Source organism: Peribacillus sp. NPDC097224, assembly GCF_044761985.1.
Taxonomy (GTDB): domain Bacteria; phylum Bacillota; class Bacilli; order Bacillales; family DSM-1321; genus Peribacillus.
In genome coordinates this window covers 98,934-120,305 of record NZ_JBIWDK010000001.1, presented here as the reverse complement: position 1 = coordinate 120,305, position 21,372 = coordinate 98,934, and the positions used below count along the sequence as shown (strand labels likewise).

General features: G+C 42.1%; 26 protein-coding genes. 7 read left to right on the top strand and 19 right to left on the bottom strand.

Annotated features, from left to right (window positions below; genetic code table 11):
* Positions 1 to 12: 12 nt before the first annotated feature.
* Together spoIIP and gpr are read right to left on the bottom strand one after the other, a co-directional pair.
* Positions 13 to 1,215, bottom strand: a complete 1,203-nt coding sequence (gene spoIIP, locus ACIQXR_RS00605) for a stage II sporulation protein P (protein ID WP_402958387.1) — start codon at positions 1,213 to 1,215, stop codon at positions 13 to 15.
* 85 nt (positions 1,216 to 1,300) lie between these two features.
* The gene (gene gpr, locus ACIQXR_RS00600) at positions 1,301 to 2,419 is read right to left on the bottom strand and encodes a GPR endopeptidase (protein ID WP_402869619.1); all 1,119 of its coding nucleotides are present in this window, start codon (positions 2,417 to 2,419) and stop codon (positions 1,301 to 1,303) included.
* Positions 2,420 to 2,690: 271 nt separating this feature from the next.
* Between gpr and rpsT the strand changes: the two genes are divergently transcribed.
* Positions 2,691 to 2,957, top strand: coding sequence for a 30S ribosomal protein S20 (rpsT, locus tag ACIQXR_RS00595; protein WP_402869621.1), 267 nt, complete (start codon positions 2,691 to 2,693; stop codon positions 2,955 to 2,957).
* An 82-nt stretch (positions 2,958 to 3,039) separates the two neighbouring features.
* On the opposite strand, the gene holA is transcribed toward rpsT, so the two are convergent.
* Entirely contained in the window at positions 3,040 to 4,053 is a 1,014-nt protein-coding gene (gene holA / locus ACIQXR_RS00590; protein WP_403079291.1) for a DNA polymerase III subunit delta, read from the bottom strand.
* Between the two features lie 324 nt (positions 4,054 to 4,377).
* Here holA and ACIQXR_RS00585 point away from each other — a divergent pair, with 324 nt between their 5' ends.
* Entirely contained in the window at positions 4,378 to 4,512 is a 135-nt protein-coding gene (locus ACIQXR_RS00585) for a YqzM family protein (RefSeq protein WP_402869625.1), read from the top strand.
* A 68-nt stretch (positions 4,513 to 4,580) separates the two neighbouring features.
* Here the strand turns inward: ACIQXR_RS00585 and ACIQXR_RS00580 are convergent, their stop codons facing one another.
* From ACIQXR_RS00580 to ACIQXR_RS00570, 3 genes are all read right to left on the bottom strand, one after another.
* The gene (locus tag ACIQXR_RS00580) at positions 4,581 to 6,887 is read right to left on the bottom strand and encodes a DNA internalization-related competence protein ComEC/Rec2 (protein ID WP_403079289.1); all 2,307 of its coding nucleotides are present in this window, start codon (positions 6,885 to 6,887) and stop codon (positions 4,581 to 4,583) included.
* A gap of 21 nt (positions 6,888 to 6,908) precedes the next feature.
* The gene (locus ACIQXR_RS00575) at positions 6,909 to 7,466 is read right to left on the bottom strand and encodes a ComE operon protein 2 (protein WP_402869629.1); all 558 of its coding nucleotides are present in this window, start codon (positions 7,464 to 7,466) and stop codon (positions 6,909 to 6,911) included.
* Between the two features lie 83 nt (positions 7,467 to 7,549).
* The gene (locus tag ACIQXR_RS00570) at positions 7,550 to 8,194 is read right to left on the bottom strand and encodes a helix-hairpin-helix domain-containing protein (protein ID WP_403079287.1); all 645 of its coding nucleotides are present in this window, start codon (positions 8,192 to 8,194) and stop codon (positions 7,550 to 7,552) included.
* A 109-nt stretch (positions 8,195 to 8,303) separates the two neighbouring features.
* Between ACIQXR_RS00570 and comER the strand changes: the two genes are divergently transcribed.
* Positions 8,304 to 9,134, top strand: coding sequence for a late competence protein ComER (comER, locus tag ACIQXR_RS00565; RefSeq protein ID WP_402958376.1), 831 nt, complete (start codon positions 8,304 to 8,306; stop codon positions 9,132 to 9,134).
* A 112-nt stretch (positions 9,135 to 9,246) separates the two neighbouring features.
* Here the strand turns inward: comER and ACIQXR_RS00560 are convergent, their stop codons facing one another.
* The 8 genes from ACIQXR_RS00560 to ACIQXR_RS00525 are packed head-to-tail and all read right to left on the bottom strand — an operon-like array spanning position 9,247 to position 14,265.
* Positions 9,247 to 9,990 (bottom strand): class I SAM-dependent DNA methyltransferase, encoded by a 744-nt coding sequence (locus ACIQXR_RS00560; protein WP_403079285.1) that lies wholly within the window; start codon positions 9,988 to 9,990, stop codon positions 9,247 to 9,249.
* Positions 9,987 to 10,343 carry a ribosome silencing factor gene (rsfS, locus tag ACIQXR_RS00555; RefSeq protein ID WP_402869637.1) on the bottom strand — a complete coding sequence of 119 codons (357 nt, stop codon included), beginning with the start codon at positions 10,341 to 10,343 and terminating at the stop codon, positions 9,987 to 9,989. Before rsfS ends, ACIQXR_RS00560 begins: the two co-directional genes overlap by 4 nt.
* Positions 10,343 to 10,915, bottom strand: a complete 573-nt coding sequence (yqeK, locus tag ACIQXR_RS00550) for a bis(5'-nucleosyl)-tetraphosphatase (symmetrical) YqeK (RefSeq protein WP_402869639.1) — start codon at positions 10,913 to 10,915, stop codon at positions 10,343 to 10,345. Before yqeK ends, rsfS begins: the two co-directional genes overlap by 1 nt.
* A complete protein-coding gene (locus ACIQXR_RS00545) occupies positions 10,905 to 11,474 on the bottom strand; it encodes a nicotinate-nucleotide adenylyltransferase (RefSeq protein ID WP_402869641.1) in 570 nt (189 codons plus the stop codon). The genes yqeK and ACIQXR_RS00545 overlap by 11 nt, the downstream gene beginning before the upstream one ends.
* Before the next feature lie 16 nt (positions 11,475 to 11,490).
* A complete protein-coding gene (gene yhbY / locus ACIQXR_RS00540; protein WP_402869643.1) occupies positions 11,491 to 11,781 on the bottom strand; it encodes a ribosome assembly RNA-binding protein YhbY in 291 nt (96 codons plus the stop codon).
* Positions 11,775 to 12,617 (bottom strand): shikimate dehydrogenase, encoded by an 843-nt coding sequence (gene aroE / locus ACIQXR_RS00535; protein WP_402869645.1) that lies wholly within the window; start codon positions 12,615 to 12,617, stop codon positions 11,775 to 11,777. The genes yhbY and aroE overlap by 7 nt, the downstream gene beginning before the upstream one ends.
* 20 nt (positions 12,618 to 12,637) lie before the next feature.
* Entirely contained in the window at positions 12,638 to 13,747 is a 1,110-nt protein-coding gene (yqeH, locus tag ACIQXR_RS00530) for a ribosome biogenesis GTPase YqeH (RefSeq protein ID WP_402869647.1), read from the bottom strand.
* On the bottom strand, positions 13,744 to 14,265 hold the full coding sequence (locus ACIQXR_RS00525; protein WP_402869649.1) for a YqeG family HAD IIIA-type phosphatase: 522 nt from the start codon (positions 14,263 to 14,265) through the stop codon (positions 13,744 to 13,746). The genes yqeH and ACIQXR_RS00525 overlap by 4 nt, the downstream gene beginning before the upstream one ends.
* A gap of 461 nt (positions 14,266 to 14,726) precedes the next feature.
* Here ACIQXR_RS00525 and ACIQXR_RS00520 point away from each other — a divergent pair, with 461 nt between their 5' ends.
* On the top strand, positions 14,727 to 14,867 hold the full coding sequence (locus ACIQXR_RS00520; protein ID WP_402869651.1) for a sporulation histidine kinase inhibitor Sda: 141 nt from the start codon (positions 14,727 to 14,729) through the stop codon (positions 14,865 to 14,867).
* 43 nt (positions 14,868 to 14,910) lie between these two features.
* Here the strand turns inward: ACIQXR_RS00520 and ACIQXR_RS00515 are convergent, their stop codons facing one another.
* Positions 14,911 to 15,708, bottom strand: coding sequence for a phosphatidylserine decarboxylase (locus tag ACIQXR_RS00515; protein WP_402869653.1), 798 nt, complete (start codon positions 15,706 to 15,708; stop codon positions 14,911 to 14,913).
* Positions 15,709 to 15,842: 134 nt separating this feature from the next.
* Between ACIQXR_RS00515 and pssA the strand changes: the two genes are divergently transcribed.
* On the top strand, positions 15,843 to 16,382 hold the full coding sequence (gene pssA / locus ACIQXR_RS00510) for a CDP-diacylglycerol--serine O-phosphatidyltransferase (RefSeq protein WP_402869655.1): 540 nt from the start codon (positions 15,843 to 15,845) through the stop codon (positions 16,380 to 16,382).
* A 56-nt stretch (positions 16,383 to 16,438) separates the two neighbouring features.
* Here the strand turns inward: pssA and ACIQXR_RS00505 are convergent, their stop codons facing one another.
* Positions 16,439 to 18,226: a M3 family oligoendopeptidase gene (locus ACIQXR_RS00505; RefSeq protein ID WP_402869657.1), complete on the bottom strand. Its 1,788-nt coding sequence runs from the start codon at positions 18,224 to 18,226 to the stop codon at positions 16,439 to 16,441.
* A 167-nt stretch (positions 18,227 to 18,393) separates the two neighbouring features.
* Between ACIQXR_RS00505 and ACIQXR_RS00500 the strand changes: the two genes are divergently transcribed.
* Positions 18,394 to 18,687, top strand: a complete 294-nt coding sequence (locus tag ACIQXR_RS00500; protein ID WP_402869659.1) for a hypothetical protein — start codon at positions 18,394 to 18,396, stop codon at positions 18,685 to 18,687.
* Between the two features lie 189 nt (positions 18,688 to 18,876).
* Here ACIQXR_RS00500 and sigK read toward each other — a convergent pair whose 3' ends face one another.
* Entirely contained in the window at positions 18,877 to 19,608 is a 732-nt protein-coding gene (gene sigK / locus ACIQXR_RS00495) for an RNA polymerase sporulation sigma factor SigK (RefSeq protein ID WP_402869661.1), read from the bottom strand.
* Positions 19,609 to 19,939: 331 nt separating this feature from the next.
* Here sigK and ACIQXR_RS00490 point away from each other — a divergent pair, with 331 nt between their 5' ends.
* Entirely contained in the window at positions 19,940 to 20,134 is a 195-nt protein-coding gene (locus ACIQXR_RS00490; protein ID WP_402869663.1) for a sporulation protein YjcZ, read from the top strand.
* 388 nt (positions 20,135 to 20,522) lie between these two features.
* Here the strand turns inward: ACIQXR_RS00490 and ACIQXR_RS00485 are convergent, their stop codons facing one another.
* Together ACIQXR_RS00485 and ACIQXR_RS00480 are read right to left on the bottom strand one after the other, a co-directional pair.
* Positions 20,523 to 20,663: a YrzI family small protein gene (locus ACIQXR_RS00485; protein ID WP_402958356.1), complete on the bottom strand. Its 141-nt coding sequence runs from the start codon at positions 20,661 to 20,663 to the stop codon at positions 20,523 to 20,525.
* 424 nt (positions 20,664 to 21,087) lie between these two features.
* Complete coding sequence (locus ACIQXR_RS00480; RefSeq protein ID WP_402869667.1) at positions 21,088 to 21,354, bottom strand: YrhC family protein; 267 nt, start codon at positions 21,352 to 21,354, stop codon at positions 21,088 to 21,090.
* Between the last annotated feature and the right edge of the window lie 18 nt (positions 21,355 to 21,372).

Here is a 21,372-nt window from a genome sequence, read left to right as displayed (position 1 = left end):
GCTCCTTCCAAATTACTTTGCTTCCGATTCTCCCTTGATGCCATCCACAGCCTTAGCATCCCAATACAATTCGCTGAACACATCAGTGAATGCGTCGACCGTTAAATACATTTCCTCGAATGTATTATCGACGCCTCCAATTTCCAAAAGCATTGCATTACCCGTCAAATCTTGATTGTAAACTCCATTATTTCTTGCCCCGCCCTGTTTCATGACCCCACGCGAGATACCAGGGTATTTTTTTTCTAACGCTTTATGCATTTTATTGGCAAGTGCCGCATTTTTTTCATAATTCGGGTTGTCCCCTCCCACAACAAAAGCTATCTTGGCGTATTGTTTGCCATTAATGGTGATCGTCGTATGTTTTTTCCTTTTGGAATCACGATGGATATCGATGAGATATTCTATATCCTTATTATTCGCCATTGCCGTCTGAACGGTTTTACGTGATTCCTGGTACGCTTTTGCAAAATTCAAGCCCTTGCTATTCAAGTTCCCCATCACATCCGTTTTATTTAGAGAGGCTCCTATACCTTTATCCGCGAGATCGGCGGTCATCCGTGTTCCGAGTTTTGTAATATTGATTTCAGAATGATACGCAAGATCTGGGTCGGTGACACCCTTTAGATAAGGCAGGTAGGACTCCCGATTATGGCTATGATATATCTCTACCACCTTGCGGCCATTGGTCGTTTGCTTGGGTTGATTGGGCGTTGTCTTCTTATCTGGTTCTTCTATTTCATCCAGATTTTGCAGAGATGCATCTCTTTCATCATTCATCACCTCTAAAGGTGGTGGAGATTCATACGGCATATTCGTATAGTTCGTTCCTTCACCTGCGACAAGGATCTCGTTATCAAAAATCGAGAACCCTGGTAATTCCCGACCTAGCAAACTACGGGGATCCTCCATTGAGATGTTGGTCGAAAGCTTTACTAACTGCTCCATGACAATCGATTGTTCTTTTCCTTCAGGCAAGGCACTGAAGAAGTAATGGTTTTCATTGGCCAGCATCGAAAATAGCATTTTACCTGAAAATTGGTTAGCGACAGTATGTACGGAATTCGAGGTAATGCGATATTCCGGCCGTAATGAAGTCATGACCCCGCTGACGGAAAAAACAAAAAGAAGCAAGGCTAGGATACCTAGAAACGTTTTTACAATCGTTGATCCGTGAATAGCTGTAATAATACCTGGAGATTTTCTCCTTTTCATCCGTCCACCCTCTCTATAGCTTGTCTACTAATACTTATGACTTTGCTAGAGAGGGTAGAACACCATTTTTGGGCACTAATGCCGTTTAGCGGGTGTAGAAGCCCGCATTACCTTGATTGATTGATTCATGTAACGCCGCATTCAAACCGTTGGCTATCAGATTGGCCATATCTTCAATGAATACATCGACTTCCTTTGGTGTAACCATTAAATTATGACCTAGTGGCGAGAGTACTTCATAAATCAATTTACGCTTCTCTTCATCCGGAAGCACACCGACCATTCCCAAGAAAGTTTCTCGTTCCTTCTCGCCTGGCATATCCTCATCTTTTAGCTTTTTCCTTTTTCCGAAGCTGAATCCAGCGGGGGCCAAGGCGCGTGAAGGCCGACCTCCTTCTTTCAGTTCCTTGCCAAAATGCTTCAGGATATAATCGATTGTGTCGCTCGTGATCGATACGGCATCGACGACAGTAGGGATCCCAATGGCGATAACAGGGACGCCTAATGTTTCCTGGCTCAATTCTTTGCGTTTGTTCCCTACCCCTGAACCGGGATGGATGCCCGTATCCGTTATTTGAATGGTTGAATTCACCCGGTCAATGGAACGGGCCGCCAAGGCATCTACAATGATAAGGAAATCCGGCTTGCTTTTTTCAATGACGCCTTTGATGATGTCACTCGTCTCGATCCCCGTGATTCCCATCACCCCGGGAGAAATTGCGCTGACCGGACGATATCCTTCCTTTACCGACTCCGGCTGCAGCTCGAATAAATGTCTTGTAACGACCAAGTTTTCGATGACAGCCGGTCCGAGTGCATCAGGGGTGACATTCCAGTTACCCAGACCAACGACTAAGCAACCGCTTTCCTTTGTGAGCTTGTTCCTTTTCAAAAAATACGCTAACTCGTTGGCGAATACCTTTTCCACCCGTTGCTGCGTATCCGTATCCTGTTGGCGGATCCCTTGGACCTCTATCGTTAGGTAACTCCCCTCTTTCTTGCCAATCTCCTTTTCCCCTTCCGCCGTGACCTCAACTAGGGAAATCTTCAAATCATCCACTTCTTTTTCTTTAATGATCACACCTTCAATATGGGAGACATCCTTCTCTTCGACGACACCTTTCATTTCAAGGGCAATTTCTTTCGCTTCAATTGCCAGATCTGTCCGAATACTATAATTACTTAGGTCCAAATGTTTCACCATAGCGCCTCCTGCTGTTTATATGAGTCAAATCTAGTATTTTAATCATCTCTCTTAAACATTCTTTCATTTTAGCTTTTGTATTATTCATTTTTTTGGTACAATACATTATGACGAGATGAATTAATTTCAGAAATTATAATTACTTTTCGATTCTCAATCTGGAGTATTGCATAATCTTAAGCAGTCTGATAGAATATCATTTGTGCTATTTGATATGGATTTGAAAAGTCGAGTTCATATAATCTCGATTTCTTTGTAGGAGGTGAACGGAATGCCAAACATTAAATCTGCTATTAAACGTGTGAAAACTAACGACACAAAACGCGTTCATAACATTACAGTTCGATCTACTATGCGTACTACAGTGAAAAACGCTGAAGTTGCTTTAGCTGGAGAAAACGTTGAAGCTGCTAAAGAAGCTCTTTTAACAGCTGCTGTAAAATTAGACAAAGCTGCATCTAAAGGATTAATCCATAAAAATGCGGCAGCCCGTAAAAAATCTCGTTTAGCGAAAAGACTTAACGCTCTTAACGCTTAATGAAAACGAAACGACCTTCCGGGTCGTTTTTTTTATGCCCAAAAAGGGGAAAGAATCATTCCATCCCCTCCCCTTTAAGCCTTCATCTGAATTTCAGTAGTAGTAATTCTAAAGTGATTGCTTTATCAGCCTGACCAGTTTTCATCCGATAATCCGCCTCAGCCAAGTCATCTATAATGCTAAGCAGCTCTTTCTCCTGAAATTTGCCTGTCTTTTCAAGGGCCAGTTTCACCCTGTATGGATGCACCCTCAATTGTCCCGCGATTTTTTGCTGACTATACCCTTGTCGAGATAGTTCCTTCACTTGATACATGAGCCTCACTTGTCCAGCCATCACACTCAAAATCTTAATGGGCTCTTCATTTTGCCGAAGTAAATCATGGAGAATGGTCATGGCACTTTCCATTTTTCGTTGCAAGACCGAATCAACCAGGGTAAAGATATTCTGTTCAAGCGATTTAGCCACTAACTTTTCGACAACTTCCGTCGTTATCCGCTTCTCATCTTCTACATACAATGCCATTTTATCCAGTTCGTTCGTCAGCATCATCAAGTTTGTACCCGCAAGCTCCAATAGGAGTTCCGTGGCTTGATCATCGATCTGCACCTGATATTCTGCGACCCGTTCTTTGACCCATACCTTAAGCTCACGGTCGCCCAGCTTCTTCGCCTCAATGAGGACGGCCTTACGCTTCAGTTCCTTGGTGATTTTTTTCCGCTCGTCCAGCTTCTCGTAAGGGGCCGTCAAGACCACAATGGAATAAGGAACAGGGTCCGAGAGGTAGGCTTCTAATCTTTTCACATTATGTTCCACCTTGGACTTTGATTTTTCCGCTGTCAGGAAAAATGGGTTCTGCATGAAAACAAGACGCCTTTCCCCAATGAAAGGGAGGGTCTCCACGTCTTCAAGAGCCGTTTCGACTGGCGTCTCCTCTAAATCAAATTGAGAAAAGTTAAAATCCATTTCATCTTCATGAAGGACATGCTCTATCAAGAGTTGCTTCGTTTCATTAATTAAATAGGCTTCTGTTCCATATACCAAATATACGGGAGCGAATTGCCCTTTTTTTATATTCTTCCAAACGTCTAATACCAATAGAATCCGCCTCTTTTTTATGTATTCTTCTCTAATGGTATAGTGGGAGGAACCATTTGACAAGCTATAAAGGGAACTAGCCCCTAAGGTCTAGTTCCGGATCTATATGAACGCTCTCAAGAAAGGCCCTAGGAAAACTTCCTTGAAAACGATAACCATTCATGTAGAACAATTACGTGCTTGCTTTGTTTGTACTTTTATTTTGACCTCAATTAAGCAAACTATTTGTGACAACTCTTGTCAGTAAAGGAAATGAAGAATGTGACCTGTGGATTTTTTTTTGGTAATGTTTTATACTATTAGCAGAAATAGGAGGGGTAAACAATGAACGAATTCGAAAAGAATGTCCAATCGAAGACTGATGACGTCGCTGATTCCGCAATCGGATTCATCGCTTCATTTGTATTTTTCGCTGCCATGTTCACCATTGCTGTCGTCGTTAAAGCAGTAGGATCCTAATTTTCATGCACTTATTTTTCCCTGATGGAGGCTGCTGATGCAGTCTCTTTCTTTTGGATTTCTACATACTATGGAAGAATCTTCCGAAAGGTTCCTCCCTTTTTAGTATATTTGTAAATGACGGCTCCATCTTCGTCCGTCCTGAACACCATGATTTTATTTGCTTTCATCGACTCCAACACCTGGCCGTGTGGATGGCCATATCTATTCTCCTTTCCTACGGAAATGATGGCAGCTTTAGGGTGAATTTGCTCTAGGAAGGGGATCGAAGAAGATGTTTTACTTCCATGATGGCCCACCTTCAAAATATCTGCCCGTAGTTGTGGAAATGCATCGATGAGCTCCATTTCCCCCGGTTCACCCATATCACCCGTGAAAACCCAGGAAAGCCCACCAATCTCGGCATACAAAACAACGGAGGCCTCATTCGTATTTTCTTCTTTCTTGTGGGGATTCAACACATAAAATTTAGCTTCCCCAACGCTCCATGAGTCGCCTTTTTTCACCATCTTGATTCTTATGCCATTGTCTCGGGCCACCGGGATAAAGTCTTTATCCCGATATTGCTCCTCGCCCCAGCTACCAATAATTACTTCCTCCACCTTGAAATTCTCGATCAACTTTTTTGCACTCCCCATATGATCGGCATCCGCATGCGTTAAAATCAGCTTGTCCAAATGATGGATTCCTTTACTTTTCAATAGCGGGATTATGGTATCCTCTGCTGTATTATGGGTCTTTCGCTTCTTCTTCCATTCCTCCAGTGGAAATGTGATTTGCCCCCCTGTATCAATTAAATAATTCCCGGCGTTAAACGGCAGGGTAATCAAAATCGAGTCACCCTGGCCAATATCAATGATCTGCACTTCACCGAAGGGAGATAGCTTTTGAATATTGAATTGAAGAAGTAAAAGTAAAATGAACATCCCCCACCAAGTTTTACTTGCGCGAAAAGAAGTCTCCCAATTCACAAACAAGCCCAAAATCGATACAAGTAGGAACAATAGCATGATAAAGCCTGGTTTACCAAACGAGACCGAGGCCAGGGGAAAATCAGAAGCCAAGTCGGCGGCACGATTGCAGAGCGTGAAGGTCACATTAAGGAGTGTTATGAGCGGGTGGCCGAGAGCTGGCACTAAAAAATTCAAAACGACCGTTATTAATGAAAATGGAAGCAATATCACGGAATAAAGAGGTACATACAAGACATTCAACAAGACACCCAAGAGGGAAACTTCGTAAAAGTGGAAAAGCAATATCGGGAGGGCCGCCAATTGACAGCTTGTGCTAATGATGAGGAGCTGCATGATCTTTTGGGGATAGTGCAAGAAGATGCCCGAGGACATGATGATGGAAAATGTGACAGCGAAGGACAGCTGAAAGCCAATGTTATAAAGCATGTTTGGCTGAAGAAATAACAAAATCAGATAAATGACGCCAATTGTGACACTCGCTGACAGCCTTTTTTTAAAGAGCATCAGGATAAAGAACAACATGGCCATCAAACAGGAACGCATGACAGAAGGACTTCCGCCGGATAATAGTGTATACATCGGCAAAAAGACCAGGATGAGGACGACCATTCTTTCGCGGGTGATGCCGATACGAATTCCCAAATAAAATAACATGCCCGTTAACAGGCTTACATGAAGCCCCGAAATTGCCAAGAGATGCACCAAACCAAGCCGCTGGTAATTGGTAAGGTACTCTTCATTGATTTCACTCTGATCTCCAAAAATCAGGGCTGTGACAAAGCCACTCGATTCTTTAGGAAAGTGTTTTTTGATGTAGGAAATCCCTTTCATCCGAAAATTGCGAATCGAGACGACAAGAGAAGCCTTTGACATTTTACATTTTGAAAAAGAGATCGAATCGGCTTTTACTATCCAGTGGGTGTTCTGACGGGAAAGATACTGCTGGTAATCGAAGCTGTTTTCATTACGGTGTGGCTCAGGGACCTGCAAACTTCCCTGTATCGGACAGGATATTCCCGTGCGCAAGTGCTGATTTAAACCTTCCTTTTCTTGTTCGGAAGCGATTGTATATCGTAAGAGGAGTTGTTCGCCTTGTTCACTTGTGACGAACCCTTTTAGCAAATTCCCATCGAGTTTTGGCTGGGAAGTAAATGTTACGAGGAAGTGACTTTCCGATCCATCATATATGGACTTGTTTCGAATTTCGGTTATGGAAGCGGAGCTTATAAAGATCCCCATGATGACAATATGAAGGATGAGGACCTTCCACTTTCCACCGCTCCAGTAAAAAAGAAAACATAAGAAAAACAAAATGCAGATTAAAAGCTTCATACTTAAATTCGAATGGGCCGTAATGCCCAATGTGGCAGAAACCGCTAAGAAAAGAAGGTGTCTGGTCATGCCCACCCTCCTTTTCATTTATTAATCAAATAACCGCTTGGCCTGCTTTTCCAGGTCCAAAACTACCTCTTTTCCGAGACCGGTTTGTTCTAGTTGACTCAACAAAGATAAAACAAAATCCTGCTTCTCTTTGCCATTCACGTCGATGGCCCCTTTTGCTTCAACCTTTTCCATCTTAACTCCGGCCTGTTCGAACAATTCAATAGCATAAGGATGGTTTTTGTAATCCTCTGCATAGTAAACAGCCTTGATCCCGGCCTGTATCAGCGATTTACAGCATTGTAAACACGGAAAATGCGTCACATAAATTTCTGCTCCCGCTGTCGGCACGCCAAATTTGGCACATTGTAAAAGCGCGTTCATTTCAGCATGAATCGTTCTGACACAATGATTATCGATGACATAACAGCCATCATCGATACAATGGGTGCCCCCCGCAATCGAGCCGTTGTACCCACCCGCAATAATCCGGTTATCCCGCACAATCGTTGCCCCCACAGTTAGACGAGTACACGTGCTTCTTAACGCTAACAAATGGCTTTGAGCCATGAAATATTGATCCCAGCTAATCCGATTCATGTGTTGTCGTCCCCTTTGACTCAGTAAATTTCTTTCTTCAATTTTACCTTCTTCCCGTCCTTTTGTGTACCCATTCTCATTATTTATTGAACCGTAATCGAATCCTTTAACTTTTCAAACGTTTTATCCCCGATACCAGAAACGTTCTTCAAATCCTCTACCTGCTTGAATTTCCCGATTGTCTCCCTATATTCAAGGATGGCTGTGGCTTTTGACGGACCGATTCCAGAAAGCGTTTCTAAGTCCGCTTGTGTGGCTGCATTCAAGTTCACTTGACCTCCTGTACCACCAGCTGCCCCTTCAGAAGCTATGGAACTAGTTGGAGCGGCAGCAACATTCGCAGGACCCTCTACATCTTCTTCGCCTATCTTCGGTACGTAAATGACCATTTGGTCCTCCACAAGCTGTGCCAAGTTTACTTTATCCTTATCAGCCTTATCCGTGAAACTGCCTGCTTCGGTAATCAAGTCGATTACCCTATCGCCAGCTTGTGCCGTAAATACACCGGGAGCCCGGACGGCCCCCTTCACATCGACTTTCATAATTCTGGGTTCCGATTCGGCCTCTGGCTTCGTTACTTCTTCCATCTCTTCGTTTGCGGAAGCGGCAAAGATATCTTCTGTGCCAGCCGTTTCGTCTTCTGGTTGAAAAAAAAGATAAAAACCTATTACCACAATAATGATGGCAACAGCTACCACTGTTAGTTTCTTTTTGAGGATTGTCTCCATAATTAATTGAGCTCCTTCCGTATCATTTCATCATTCCATTGTCATAGGACAGGGTAAACAGCCATAGTGTTTATTGAGAAGTTGTGCTTCTTTGAAGGGAGTTGTAGTCATGAAGAAAATCGGTGTGATCGGTACCGGAAATATGGGGACGATTCTAATAGAATCGTGGCTTGAAGCGGAGGTATTGAAGCCAAAGGATTTAATCATTACCAATCGAACGCTTTCCAAAGCCTCTGTATTGAAGGAAAAGCATCCTGGCATCCAATTGGCGGCAAGTGCAGTTGAAGTCGTCCATCAAGCTGATTTTATCTTTCTCTGCGTAAAACCTTTACAAATCCATAGCCTATTGCAGGGCATCAAACATCATATAAAAAAGGAACAATTACTCATATCCATCACAAGCCCTCTCTCTGTCTCTCAGCTTGAAGCAGAAGTTAAGGGGCCATGCGCACGCTTTATTCCCAGCATAACGAACCGGGTCGGTTCAGGGGTATCGTTACTGAGCTTCAGTGAAACGTGCAGCAAGGAGATGCAGGAGTCGCTACAGAAGCTTGCCTCATCCATCTCAGAGCCAACCATCATCGATAATGACATCACCCGTGTAGCCTCTGACATCGTCAGCTGTGGCCCTGCATTCTTTAGCTATTTAGCACAGGCATTTATTGAAGGGGCAGTAGACACGACGAAAATCGATAAAAAAACGGCAACGATTTTAACGGAGAACATGTTGATAGGATTGGGGGAACTGCTGGGTAAAGGCATTTACACCTTACCGACCTTACAGGAAAAGGTGTGTGTAAAAGGCGGGATAACAGGTGAGGGAATCAAAGTTTTAGAAGCAGAAACCGGAGAGATGTTTCATCACCTTTTTCATGCAACACATGAAAAATTCGCAGAAGATCTTGAAGAAGTAGAAAAACAATTTGGCCATCCCTACTAACTATTCGAGAACCAAAATCAAAACTCCTTCCCAATAAAAAATAAAATAAGGGTCTGACCCCCTTTCGTGCATCGCCGTGCGAAAGGGGGTCTGACCCTTATTATTTCCCATATTATTTCCTGGCTACAAAAAGGATTCGTTCGGTTTCGTTAACGGGCGGTTTCTCTTCTAGGTCCGCCAGTATTTCGAGGGTTTCGAATCCTGCTTGCTGCAACCATTGTTTGTATTGTTGAATCGGATAGGTGCGCTGGTAATGTAATTCATCGAAACGGTCATATAAACCGCTTTGGTCGTCCCTGACAAAAAAGCTAAGGTCATGCTCGACACTGTATGGTTCTTCCCCGGGGAAACTGTCCCAAATGTAGGAGACTTCTTCATCATTGACGGCAAACGTATTATTGTGAAAGATCTCTTCCATCTTATAAATCGAATGGACATCGAACAGGAATAATCCGCCTTCCTTCAAATGATCATGAACCCGGTTGAACGTTTTTACAATATCCGCTTCCTCGCGAAGATAGTTCAGCGAATCACAAAAAATCGTGACACAGTCATATAGACCAAGCCCTTCAAGTTCTGCCATATCCTGCTGAAATAAAGGAATCGATAATCCTTGCTTCGCCGCTTTTTCATTGGCAACCATCAGCATTTCATCAGATAAGTCCACACCGGATACATCAAAACCATGCTGCGCCAGTTCAACGGTAATCTCACCGGTACCACAGGCCAAATCCAGTACTTTCTTTCCTTCTATCCCATATTGCTCTAGCTTCGCCGTCAGAATTAACAACCATTTTTCATAGGGAGCATCCTTCATTAATTCATCGTATACATAGGCAAAGCGTTCGTACGTCATTGAGTCAGTTCACCCTCAAGATCTTCGAAAGGTGCATCTCCCCATAGACGTTCAAGGTTATAATAGTTTCTTTCATCTTTATGGAAAACGTGTGCAACCACATCACCTAGGTCAACAAGTACCCATTTCGCTTCATCAAAACCTTCAAGGCGCTTAACATTGATGCCCGCTTCGTCCGCTTTGCTCTTCATTTCACGAGCGATGGCTTGTACTTGTTTTTCGGAATTACCATGACAAATCAAAAAGTAATCCGCCACCAAGGAAATTCCCTTCATATTTAAGGCAACGATATCTTCCGCTCTTTTATCGTCCGCCGCTTTTGCTGTAATTGTTAGAAGTTCACGTTCAGTCATTACATCTTCTCCTTCAAATTCATGATTAGATCATTATATGTCTTAAATGTATCAGGGTAAATGGCCTGATTTCTTTTCATTAAAAAGGCCACTGTATTTCGCAAAGCCTGTATGACAGCCTGATCCAGGTTTTCCTTGGCTGTCTGCCTCACTTCGTCGACCCCTGGAAAAGAACGCCCTGGTTCAATATAGTCGGCAAGATAGACGACCTTATCCAAAAGGCTCATTCCCACCCGGCCTGACGTGTGATAGGCGATTGCATCAAGTATTTCACGATCGGTGATCCCAGCCTCTTTTTCTACCAGGTAAGCACCAACCGGGGCATGCCAAAGCTCCATATTGTATTCCAATAGGTCCGGTGCCATTTTTTCAGAGATGATGATTTGCTCCATTTCCTCTTTCGGACGAAATTTTGCATAATCGTGAAAAATGGCTGCGAGTTCCGCCTTTTTGACGTCGGCACCATATCGTCCTGCAAGTTCAATCGCAGACTGGACCACGCCCAAAGTATGAATATATCTACGCTCGGTGATTTGTTCTCTGACAAGCGCTAATGCTTCCTCACGATTCATATAAGTCATTCCCTTTTATATACTTCACCACTGGATCGGCTAATAAGTATTTCACGGTTTTCCCTGTCCTTAACTTCCTTCGGATCATGGAGGAGGAGATGAACATCTGTGGGACTTGAACCATCGTAATAGGGTAGTCCGTTTTTTCGTTATAGCCCGGCCGTTTCACCCCGACAAAGTTCACAAGCTTGACTAGCTCGTCAATACGATGCCATTTAGGTAAATACTCGATCATATCCGCACCAATGATGAAAAAGAATTCTGTGTCAGGTTCACGCTCTTTCAGCAATTTCATTGTATCATGTGTATAGGATGTGCCTTTTCTTTCAATTTCAATACCTTCTATATAAAAAGAGGGATGCCCGGCTATAGCATCTTCAAGCATAGCCATCCTGTCCAAATCGGTAACTTCCTCCGTTTTTTCCTTATGGGGAGGAACATGATTGGGCATAAATCTGACTTCATCTAACTCTAGAGCATCTAGCACTTCATTAGCAATAATTAAATGTCCGATATGTGGAGGATTGAATGTACCGCCAAGAATTCCAATTTTTTTCATAAGATAGGTAGGTCCCTTACGGTAATTTAATTTGTTTGTTTTCTCTTGATTCTTTATATAATACGATTGTATTACCGATAATTTGAACCAATTCAGCTCTTGCACCTTTTGATAAAGCACGTCCTACTTCATTACGTTCCTCATCACAGTTTTGCAGAATGCTCACTTTAATCAATTCGCGTACTTCTAGCGCCTCACCAATTTGCTTGATGAGATTGTCATTGACCCCGCCTTTTCCAACTTGGAAAATTGGATTTAGATGATGGGCCTTTGAACGTAAAAATCTTTTCTGCTTTCCTGTTAACATGTGTTACCTCCTAGTTTGTTCAAGACAATATCTGTCATTCTTGTTGTGTCCGGCTTGATTCCGGTCCAAATCTCGAAAGCATACGCAGCTTGGTTGACGAACATGCCAAGTCCATTAAGCGTTACCGCTCCTTTTTCCTTGGCTTCACGTAGAAACTGCGTTTGCAAAGGATTATAGATAATGTCACTGACAAATGCACCGGCCTTAAGCTGGTCTAACTTCATTGGGGATTGATCCAACTTCGGACTCATCCCGCAAGATGTTGTTTGGATGATCAAATCATATTGTGATAAGCTTTGTTCCGCCTCGTCAATCGTGAGCGCCTTTGATTCTTTATCATATGGGCAATCAGAAACAAGGTGGGCTGCCCGGTCCTTCGTCCGGTTCGCGATATCAACTTGCTTTACCCCTTCTTTAACAAGGGTAAAGTAAATGGCACGTGCAGCACCGCCCGCTCCGATCACTAACGTTTTTTTAGCCTTAATGTCACCTGATATTTCATCGCATAAAGATCTATAAAATCCTATTCCGTCTGTATTATACCCTATAAAGCCGCCTTTTTCGTTAAAAACTGTATTTACTGCCCCGATGGCAAGCGCCAATTCGTCTACCTCATCGAGTAGGGGTATGACTGGGGTCTTATGTGGAATCGTTATGTTAAACCCTGATACACCAAGGGCTTTCATGCCTTTTATCGCATCAGGCAAACTATCTGGTTTGACATGAAAATGATGATAAACGGCCTGTATATTTTCTTTTTCAAAAGCATCATTATGAATGTCCGGAGACATCGAATGAGCAATTGGATCCCCTATTACACCAAATATCTTCTTCATGGAATCCCTTCCCCTATGGATTAGATTAATGATTTACGGACGATTACGTTAACGCCTTTCGGTACATGCGCAATGACCTTTGCTCCTGGTTCATTGACTGTAACCCAGCCAAGACCTGAAAACACAATATCCATTTTACCTTCTTTTAAAGTAAACTCATGCGGAATCAATTTCGGGAATTCTTCCAATTGAGCCGGACGTGGAGGCGTCAGCATTTCTCCAGCATGATTCTTATATAATTCATCCGCTTTCTCCAATTTCGTACGGTGAATGTTCAATTCATTGGAAAGATAACATGTCAGAGAGCGTCTGCCTCCTGATACATAATCCAAACGAGCCAATCCGCCAAAAAACAACGTTTGAGCTTCATTCAACTGATAAACCCTCGGTTTGATTTCCTTCTTCGGCATGATAACCTTGAAATCACGTGTATCAACATAGTGGGCCATTTGATGGTGGTTGATGATTCCTGGTGTATCAATCAAAGCTTGTCCGTCATCCAACGGGATCTCAATCATATCCAAAGTCGTTCCAGGGAAATGCGAAGTCGTGATGATATCCCCTTCACCGCTCACTTCTTTAATAAGGCGATTGATGAAAGTTGATTTCCCGACGTTCGTACAACCGACGACATATACGTCCTTACCATTCCGATATTTTTCTATCGCATCAGCCGCTTCAAGGATATGTTTTCCCTTTTCTGCACTGACAAGCAGGACATCGACTGGATTCAATCCCAATTCCTTCGAAGATTTCTTCATCCAATTAATCAGTTTATTCGGCTTTACCGATTTTGGAAGCAAGTCTACCTTGTTTCCAATCAATAGTACGTCATTATGTCCGACAAATCGGTGCAATCCAGGCAACCAACTTCCATTGAAATCGAAGATATCGACGATTTTAACAATCAAAGAATCGGTTTCTCCCACTTTATTCAAGATTTTCAAAAAGTCATCGTCCGTTAAAGAAACATCTTGAACCTCATTATAATGTTTTAATTTAAAGCAACGCTGACAAATGATGCTTTCTTTTTCCAGTGCGGATTGAGGGGCATAGCCCAATTCCTTGGGATGTTCTGACTGGACTGTCACACCGCACCCGATGCATACTAATTCTTGTTGGCTGTTCAATTGTGTTCCTCCCATTCTATCATTCCTTTTCGTTTAAAGAACGCCATGATCTTTCTTTCGAAATAGCGGTTAATTTTCGTTCTGAATTCATCCGTTTGTGCGACCGGTACGACGAGGATCGTATGGAATCCTCCCCTATTTCCTCCCAATACATCCGTCATCAGCTGATCTCCGATTACTACCGTCTCTTCCAACTTCAAGCCCATTGCCTTCCGTGCTTTATGGAAGGCTCTTGCCATCGGTTTTCTCGCCTGATGAATAAAGGGAATCTGAAGGGGGTCGGAAAAAGAACGAACGCGTTTCTCATTATTATTCGATACAATCGTCACTAAAATCCCGTGGGCCCGTAATTTATCGATCCAGATAATCAATTCAGGGGTAGCGGTGGGCCTATCCCACTCCACCAATGTATTATCTAAATCAGTGATCACTCCTTTTATTCCCTTTTCTTTCAACTTTTCAGGATCTATATCAAAAATGCTTTGAACATGTTCACTCGGCAAAAATAATTTAAGCATACTGACACCTCTGTATTTTCTTTGAAATTTACCGTCTCTATCATATCGAATTTTCGGCTTACTTTCAAAAAATTCGTGAAAGAAGGGCTAATCGTAAAGAAACATCATAATGTATGTTTTCTAATATGAAAAGGCATTTTTCCAACAAGCTAAAGAAATCGATAACTTGAATCCATGAGTCACCCTAAAAATTACCAATAGTTTTCGACAAATATTGCCTACAACCAACCTGTGGATAACTTTACTAACATTTTCCATACTGATATGTAACATCTCACTTACTTTGTAAACAACTTAACCACAGGTTATCCACTTTTGGTTGTGGATAACAGAACGATTGTTCTCCAAGTTTATTTCTGATACAGTAGGGGTACACCAAAGATGACTTAATAATATATGTCTAGAAATGCAAAGTATTCCTCGCATTCCAACTGGAGGTGGCAGCCGTAAATGGCGTTCTAATGCAAAAACTATCCGATGATTTGTTGCTTGAATCCTATTTTAAAGCAAGGAATTTAAAGCTGAGCTCTGATTTCATCCGTCTAATTGAAACAGAAATCCATCGAAGGTCCTTAACACATAGAATTCGCTCATTATTTTAATATGGGATACATAGGCTGACAAATCCTGTTAGCCTTTTTATTTTCATACCCCTTCTTGCTTGGCCGCCAAATGTCCAATCGTTTCACCGACCCTGACATCAGCAGGAACGGATAAGCTTTCGGCGAGTCTAAAGCGATCCTTTTCAAAGAGCAGAACGACGGTTGAACCGAAACTGAAATAAGAGAATTCCTGTCCTTTTTTCAATTGCCTTGAATCATCCGTGATGACGATGGAATTGATAAACATGGCGCCGACCTTGACCATGGTTATGCACCCTTCCTCGCTTTGTAATTCTGTAATCGTACGATAATTTTTGGCCAAGGGCTCCTTACCATACTTCATCCCCCATTTATTGACAGGGTATGACTTTTTCCCAAGTGTCCACCTTTTGATTACAGAACCGGAAATGGGCGCATGAATCCTATGATAATGGCTCGGGCTTAAGTATAACACGAGATATTTACCGCCTAGGTATTTTTCTAGAAACAGGGCATCCCCCACCATTTCTTCCATAGAATATACCTTTCCCTTAAGGACGATTTTTTTATCAGTACGAATTTCTCCCGCGTCCTCGAGAACGCCATCGACCGGACACGCCACCGCAGAGCTGTCGGTCGTAACCGGTCTCGTCCCCTGTTTTAGCTGCCTTGTAAATAAATCATGCAAATTCGTATAGGCATTCATGTCATTGTTGAACTCTTGTTGATCAAGGTTGAATTTTTTCACATATAGAGGAATCAAGGGCCTACTCCATCGTGATTGGCTGAACTGTTTTAATAGGCCTGAAGATACTCTTCCATTCGTGAGTTCTATAAGAATACGATAAAATGTTTGATACAACTATACCACTCCAACTTGTTAAAAAATTCAAAAAGCACTTGCATAAATTGCGTTCATTCCAATATTATTATATAATAAATACTTATGTTTACTATTCTTTACTTTATTTTGCTTTTTTTGAAGGGAGGGAAAAGATGTTTTTATTACATGCCCTAGATCAAACCATAAAGAAATTGAAAACCCAAACAGCCAATATTATAACTCTAATGAACTTATCCCTCGGTGGATTTGCCATAATAGCCGTGATACACGACCAATTAAATCTTAGCTTGCTTTTAATTTTCCTGGCTGCCCTAGCAGATCGATTTGATGGTATGGTTGCGAGGAAGTTTAACATTGAATCGGAATTAGGTAAAGAGCTTGATTCCATGTGTGATATTATTTCTTTTGGAGTCGCACCCGCTCTACTATTATACCAAGGAATATTAATAGAATTCGGTGCCCCAGGAACATTTTTAACTGTTTTTTATATTGGTTGCGGAGCATACCGCCTTGCACGCTTCAATATAAGTGAGAATAATGGATATTTTACCGGCGTACCGATTACCGTCGTTGGCTGCGTGGCCACACTTAGCTACCTGGCGATTCCTTATTTTCACCCGGTCTTTTTCTTATTTCTTATGATTCTATTATCTTTACTTATGATCAGTCCATTTAAATTGAGAAAAGTTTAATTGCTGAAGGAAGCGGGCGCCCTAATCGGGCACCCTTTTTTTTGCAATTTTCCGCTTCATGCCTTTCGAACAAGTGGATCCGTCAAACGCATAAATTCCTCAACATCCTGCATACAGGTAGAAACCGCTTCTTGCCAAAAACCTCGTGTGGTTATATCGACACCCAAATGCTTCTTAGCCAAGGATTCCACATTCATCGAACCTGTATCCTGAAGCAGGGCGATATACTTCTCTTCGAATCCAGCAGGTTCATTCAGAGCTTTCGCATAGATACCTAACGAAAATAGGTAACCGAATGTGTACGGGAAATTATAAAATGGAACATCGGTGATATAAAAGTGAAGCTTCGAGGCCCAGAATGTCGGGTGATACTCATCTAACGCATCCCCATATGCCTCTTTCTGAGCATCAACCATCAGCTCATTTAAACGCTCAGCACTTACATATCCTTGTTTTCTTTCCTCATAAAACCTAGATTCAAATAGAAAACGGGCATGGATATTCATTAATAACGCCACGGAGCGCTGAATTTTATCTTCTAGAAGAATCAGCTTCTCCTCCTCACTGGATGCTTCTTTCAAAGCTGCATCAGCTACGACCATCTCAGCGAATGTAGAAGCTGTTTCAGCCACGTTCATGGCATATGAGCGATTTAATGGATGGATATTCCCCATCACATGGGAATGGAAGGCATGTCCCAACTCATGGGCCAATGTCGATACATTCGAAGGCGTTCCCGAATAGGTCATAAATATCCGGGATTGATGATCCAGTGGGAAGCCGGTACAAAAACCGCCTGGTCTCTTGCCTGGTCTATCCTCCGCTTCAATCCAGCTGTCTTTGAATGCCTTTTGGGTGAAATCCGCCAATTGACTTCCGAATTTCGAGAATTGTCCGATAATGAAGTCTGCCCCTTCTTGATACTCCATTACTTTCGATGTGGCCGTAACAGCAATAGGTGCATCCAAGTCAGCCCAACTCAGTTTTCCCACTTCAAGCATTTCAGCCTTTCTATGTAAAAACCGCACAAGTGGTTCTTTATTGTCAGCTATGACCTGCCACATGCTTTCAAGCGTCTCTTTCTTCATCCTGCAGATTTCCAGGGGTTCCTTCAAAATATCGTTCCAGCCCCTTTTTTCATTCACGCTAATCCGAAAGCCCGCCAAATGATTCAAGGTCCTTGCAAACAGTTCACCCTTTTCTTCCCATGCACGTTCCCAAGCTGTAAATAATTCGTTTCGGACACTTTGGTCCGGACTGGAAAATTTATTTGCCGCCTGACCGATAGAAAGCTCTTCCCCTTTAAACGGAACCGTCATCGAACCTACGAGCGTATCATACATTTGGCTCCATCCTTCAAATCCGTCCATGGACAACTGGGTGATCAGCGACTCTTCCTGGACTGAAAGTTTCTCTTTAGCACGGTCTCGACGCTCATTCAATACATAGGCCAGTTCATTCAACGGTTCTTTCTTGAGGACATTCTCGAACCAATCATCATTAAACTGGACCAGTTTTTCATCCAGTTTACTTAAAGCGACTTTCAAGGATGCTTCCACCTTCATCAGTTTGACCCTTAACTGACCTGCTTTTTTATCCTGAACATTTTGGGCCTCAAGGCAACCGATAAAAGCCCCTGCTTGTTCCATTTTCATTTTGGTGACTTTGTATAGATCGATAGCCTTGATCAAAGTCTTTTCACTACCCTCTGAATTCAACAGACACACAGCTTGATCCAATTCCGTCACTTCTTGTTTGATTTCATCCATTAGGAGCAGAAATTCCGCTGAAGAGCTTCCCCCTTTAAAAAAGACATCCAAATCCCACGTTAAAGAATATCCCATACATAATTCCCTCCTTATTATCAACAACACCATTATAGAGGGTCCATCCATTTTTTCCTATTCATAAGGGAGATTAAGTAGATTTTTGTCTAATTGTTTTCCCGCTTTCCATTTTATAAGCATGATATGATTGATGTACGTATTAATCGAAAAGTTGGTGGTCCTTTTTGAAGTTCATTATCCACTTTTCAGTCATTGCCCTTCTCCTCTGGACACTGCCCCATTCCTACCAGCAGCATACTCCATTGACCCTTGAAGAGGGCCATGACGTACACCTTTTGAAGAAAATCGAGAAGAAGTTTGCACTGATACCTTTCTTGAAAGTCAGCCTAATCCTCATCGTTTTGCTAGTGAAAGAATCATGGATATTCCGATTCCTTTATTTCCTCTCTGCCTTCCGCCGACGTTTTTTCAATCCTGTCTTTTATCAGGCGAATTACATAGCTTCTCTCACTCACTGATTTTACAAAAAAAATCGAGGAGTGATGGATATGTGGTTCCGCCTAATCATGATTGGAATCTTTTCGTTAACTGCATCACGTCTATTTCTGTTCCAGGGCATTGAAATCTACCATGCCTTTGCAGACCTGATTCGCAATAAATAAAAAAACGAAGAGAGTGCGGAAGCAAGAATCCGCACTCTCTTCGTTTTACATCCCATTATCTTTGGCCTTCTTTTCCTTCTCTTTCTCCGCACGATAAAATTCATGGAACATCTTCATCAAGGCACGCTTTTCAATCCTTGATACATAGCTACGAGATATGCCCAGTTCTTTAGCAATCTCTCTTTGCGTCTTCTCTTTCTTTAAATCTAGTCCAAACCTTCCAACGATGACTTCCTTTTCACGCTCATCCAAAACACCAATATACTTCTTCACTTTTTCTATTTCCATATTAAGCTGAATCGTGTCAATGACATCCTCTGATTCTGATTTCAATACATCAATTAAACTGATTTCATTTCCTTCTTTATCTTGACCGATTGGATCATGCAGGGAAATATCCTTTTTCGTTTTTTTTGTTGCCCGTAAATGCATCAGGATTTCATTTTCAATACAACGTGCTGCGTAAGTGGCAAGCTTCGTGCCTTTACCGTCGGAATAGCTTTCAATAGCCTTTATCAATCCTATGGTCCCGATTGATATCAGATCTTCAGTATCTTCACCGGTATTCTCGAATTTCTTGACGATATGGGCCACTAGCCTAAGATTATGCTCGATGAGAATATTACGGGCTTCCCCATCCCCTTCACTCATAAGCTTCAGATACTTCTTCTCATCTTGTGAAGATAATGGCTGGGGAAAAGCATTATTTTTCACATAGGAAACTAATAAGTAAAATTCCTTGATGAGATAACCGACTGCAGTAAGTATTCCAGGCATTGGTTTCATCCTCCCGCCTCATTGGGTGTTTCCTTATCCATACCTATGCGGTTGTGGGCTTGTTCTTGTCTGTACCACAAAAAGAAATCCTCCGCTTGGTTCATTACGTTGCTAGAGAGTGTCTACCTGCATGGATATTCTCTGGAATATCCATGATTTTAGGATTCAAGGATTGATGAACCTGTCTAAAAGATGCCCACAAAAGCACCTAAGCGATTAATAGAAAATGTGGGAGGGAAATCATTCAAGAATTCTCCTTTTAAAATCCCAATCAAACATAGACAAACTTACATATAATGATAGGGAATTTAAGCGGAAGGGAGGGATTTGTATGGGATACGGCTATGGACCATACGGATATAATTACGGTGCTCCATGCCCAGCACCTTGTTATGGCGGAGGTGGATTCGGTCTTGGAATCGCCTTGATCGTCGTCCTCGTCATCTTACTGCTGTTATTCGGATTCTGGTTCATTCCTGGTGGATTCGGATTCGGGGGCTGCGGAGGACCGGGGCCATGCTGTTAAAATAGAAAAAACTCGGCCAAGTGCCGAGTTTTTTCTATTTTACATAGTCCATGATGCTGTGCAGCGGTTTATCGGCATCGACAGAAACATTTACAGCGATTACTGTTCCAATGACAGTCGTAACAACCAGTACCATTACGATTGAGAACATTCTGAATCACTCCTTATAATTGAACCTATCTTCAATTTACCACGTTTATGTGATTGCCGACCGCTGCTATTATGAACACTTTTCATACAATCCATGGCGATACTGTGAAGATTGCCTTACCTTCGTTAGCCGGTATCCTTCTCCTGCCAGTAGCAACACTTTTCCCCTTTTATAATAGCCCATTTAATCATATTGATCTCCACCTTTCATTTTAATATTTCCTACGTGCCCCTTAGATTAGAAAAAAGGACGATGCCTCATTGCTTTATCTAGGTGTTGCTCACGTAATTTCCTGATTCTATCTTCTTGCAAACATTCCTCAGCAGTCATTTTCCTCATTTTGATCGTGATTGTAAAAAACAGCATATTCAGTGTCATAATATCACCTCCTTTAAGGGGGCGGCTTACCAAAAAGGCATAAAAAGGCCGCAGAAAGTTCCTTCCTCCTGCGGGATTTTAAAAAATATAAAAAGGCCGCAGGGTAAAAGGATTCTCCCTGCGGCCATTATGTCTGAATGATTAATAAAGCCCATTTGCTTTAAGAATATTCCGCATGGCACAGGTCGAATAGTATATGATTGTTTGTTGGCAAGATCCAGCTAATCAGCTTAATGTTGATTTCAAGTAAATAAGTTCTCATCTTCTTCGACCTCCTTTGGAATATTATTTGGTAAGTATATCCAATAAATAACGTTTTGTAAATAGACTTTTTGTAATTTTTAGAAATTTTTTCTATTCCAGAACATAAGGTCATAAAAAAAGCCTGATTCCCCAGTTACACTAGGAGAATCAGGCTTGATTGCTATTGTTGTAAAAAATCTTGGTCATCGCTTTCGTCCAAGATTTTTTTATATTTTTTGGATATAAGGAAAAAGAGGATGGACAAACCGAGGAAGAGTACAGTCGCTCCCATATAGACATTGGTGGAAAGGTTCGTTTTTCCGGTTGTAGGCAGTATCGTTCCTAAATAAAAGAACGCTCCTACACATAATAAGGTGATCGCAAATTGTTTAAAATCCGCCATTTTGGAACGTAGAGCAGACGCCGTTTGATTTTTACGGTTTTTCATCCCATTCACCCCTTCTTT

What these genes read in the sequence shown, in the direction of transcription:
- spoIIP (WP_402958387.1), bottom strand. Translation starts at nt 1,215, where the DNA reads ATGAAAAGGAGAAAATCTCCAGGTATTATTACAGCTATTCACGGATCA.
- gpr (WP_402869619.1), bottom strand. Translation starts at nt 2,419, where the DNA reads ATGGTGAAACATTTGGACCTAAGTAATTATAGTATTCGGACAGATCTG.
- rpsT (WP_402869621.1), top strand. Translation starts at nt 2,691, where the DNA reads ATGCCAAACATTAAATCTGCTATTAAACGTGTGAAAACTAACGACACA.
- ACIQXR_RS00585 (WP_402869625.1), top strand. Translation starts at nt 4,378, where the DNA reads ATGAACGAATTCGAAAAGAATGTCCAATCGAAGACTGATGACGTCGCT.
- ACIQXR_RS00580 (WP_403079289.1), bottom strand. Translation starts at nt 6,887, where the DNA reads ATGACCAGACACCTTCTTTTCTTAGCGGTTTCTGCCACATTGGGCATT.
- ACIQXR_RS00575 (WP_402869629.1), bottom strand. Translation starts at nt 7,466, where the DNA reads ATGAATCGGATTAGCTGGGATCAATATTTCATGGCTCAAAGCCATTTG.
- ACIQXR_RS00570 (WP_403079287.1), bottom strand. Translation starts at nt 8,194, where the DNA reads ATGGAGACAATCCTCAAAAAGAAACTAACAGTGGTAGCTGTTGCCATC.
- comER (WP_402958376.1), top strand. Translation starts at nt 8,304, where the DNA reads ATGAAGAAAATCGGTGTGATCGGTACCGGAAATATGGGGACGATTCTA.
- ACIQXR_RS00560 (WP_403079285.1), bottom strand. Translation starts at nt 9,990, where the DNA reads ATGACGTACGAACGCTTTGCCTATGTATACGATGAATTAATGAAGGAT.
- rsfS (WP_402869637.1), bottom strand. Translation starts at nt 10,343, where the DNA reads ATGACTGAACGTGAACTTCTAACAATTACAGCAAAAGCGGCGGACGAT.
- yqeK (WP_402869639.1), bottom strand. Translation starts at nt 10,915, where the DNA reads ATGAATCGTGAGGAAGCATTAGCGCTTGTCAGAGAACAAATCACCGAG.
- ACIQXR_RS00545 (WP_402869641.1), bottom strand. Translation starts at nt 11,474, where the DNA reads ATGAAAAAAATTGGAATTCTTGGCGGTACATTCAATCCTCCACATATC.
- yhbY (WP_402869643.1), bottom strand. Translation starts at nt 11,781, where the DNA reads ATGTTAACAGGAAAGCAGAAAAGATTTTTACGTTCAAAGGCCCATCAT.
- aroE (WP_402869645.1), bottom strand. Translation starts at nt 12,617, where the DNA reads ATGAAGAAGATATTTGGTGTAATAGGGGATCCAATTGCTCATTCGATG.
- ACIQXR_RS00525 (WP_402869649.1), bottom strand. Translation starts at nt 14,265, where the DNA reads ATGCTTAAATTATTTTTGCCGAGTGAACATGTTCAAAGCATTTTTGAT.
- ACIQXR_RS00520 (WP_402869651.1), top strand. Translation starts at nt 14,727, where the DNA reads ATGCAAAAACTATCCGATGATTTGTTGCTTGAATCCTATTTTAAAGCA.
- pssA (WP_402869655.1), top strand. Translation starts at nt 15,843, where the DNA reads ATGTTTTTATTACATGCCCTAGATCAAACCATAAAGAAATTGAAAACC.
- ACIQXR_RS00505 (WP_402869657.1), bottom strand. Translation starts at nt 18,226, where the DNA reads ATGGGATATTCTTTAACGTGGGATTTGGATGTCTTTTTTAAAGGGGGA.
- sigK (WP_402869661.1), bottom strand. Translation starts at nt 19,608, where the DNA reads ATGCCTGGAATACTTACTGCAGTCGGTTATCTCATCAAGGAATTTTAC.
- ACIQXR_RS00490 (WP_402869663.1), top strand. Translation starts at nt 19,940, where the DNA reads ATGGGATACGGCTATGGACCATACGGATATAATTACGGTGCTCCATGC.
- ACIQXR_RS00485 (WP_402958356.1), bottom strand. Translation starts at nt 20,663, where the DNA reads ATGACACTGAATATGCTGTTTTTTACAATCACGATCAAAATGAGGAAA.
- ACIQXR_RS00480 (WP_402869667.1), bottom strand. Translation starts at nt 21,354, where the DNA reads ATGAAAAACCGTAAAAATCAAACGGCGTCTGCTCTACGTTCCAAAATG.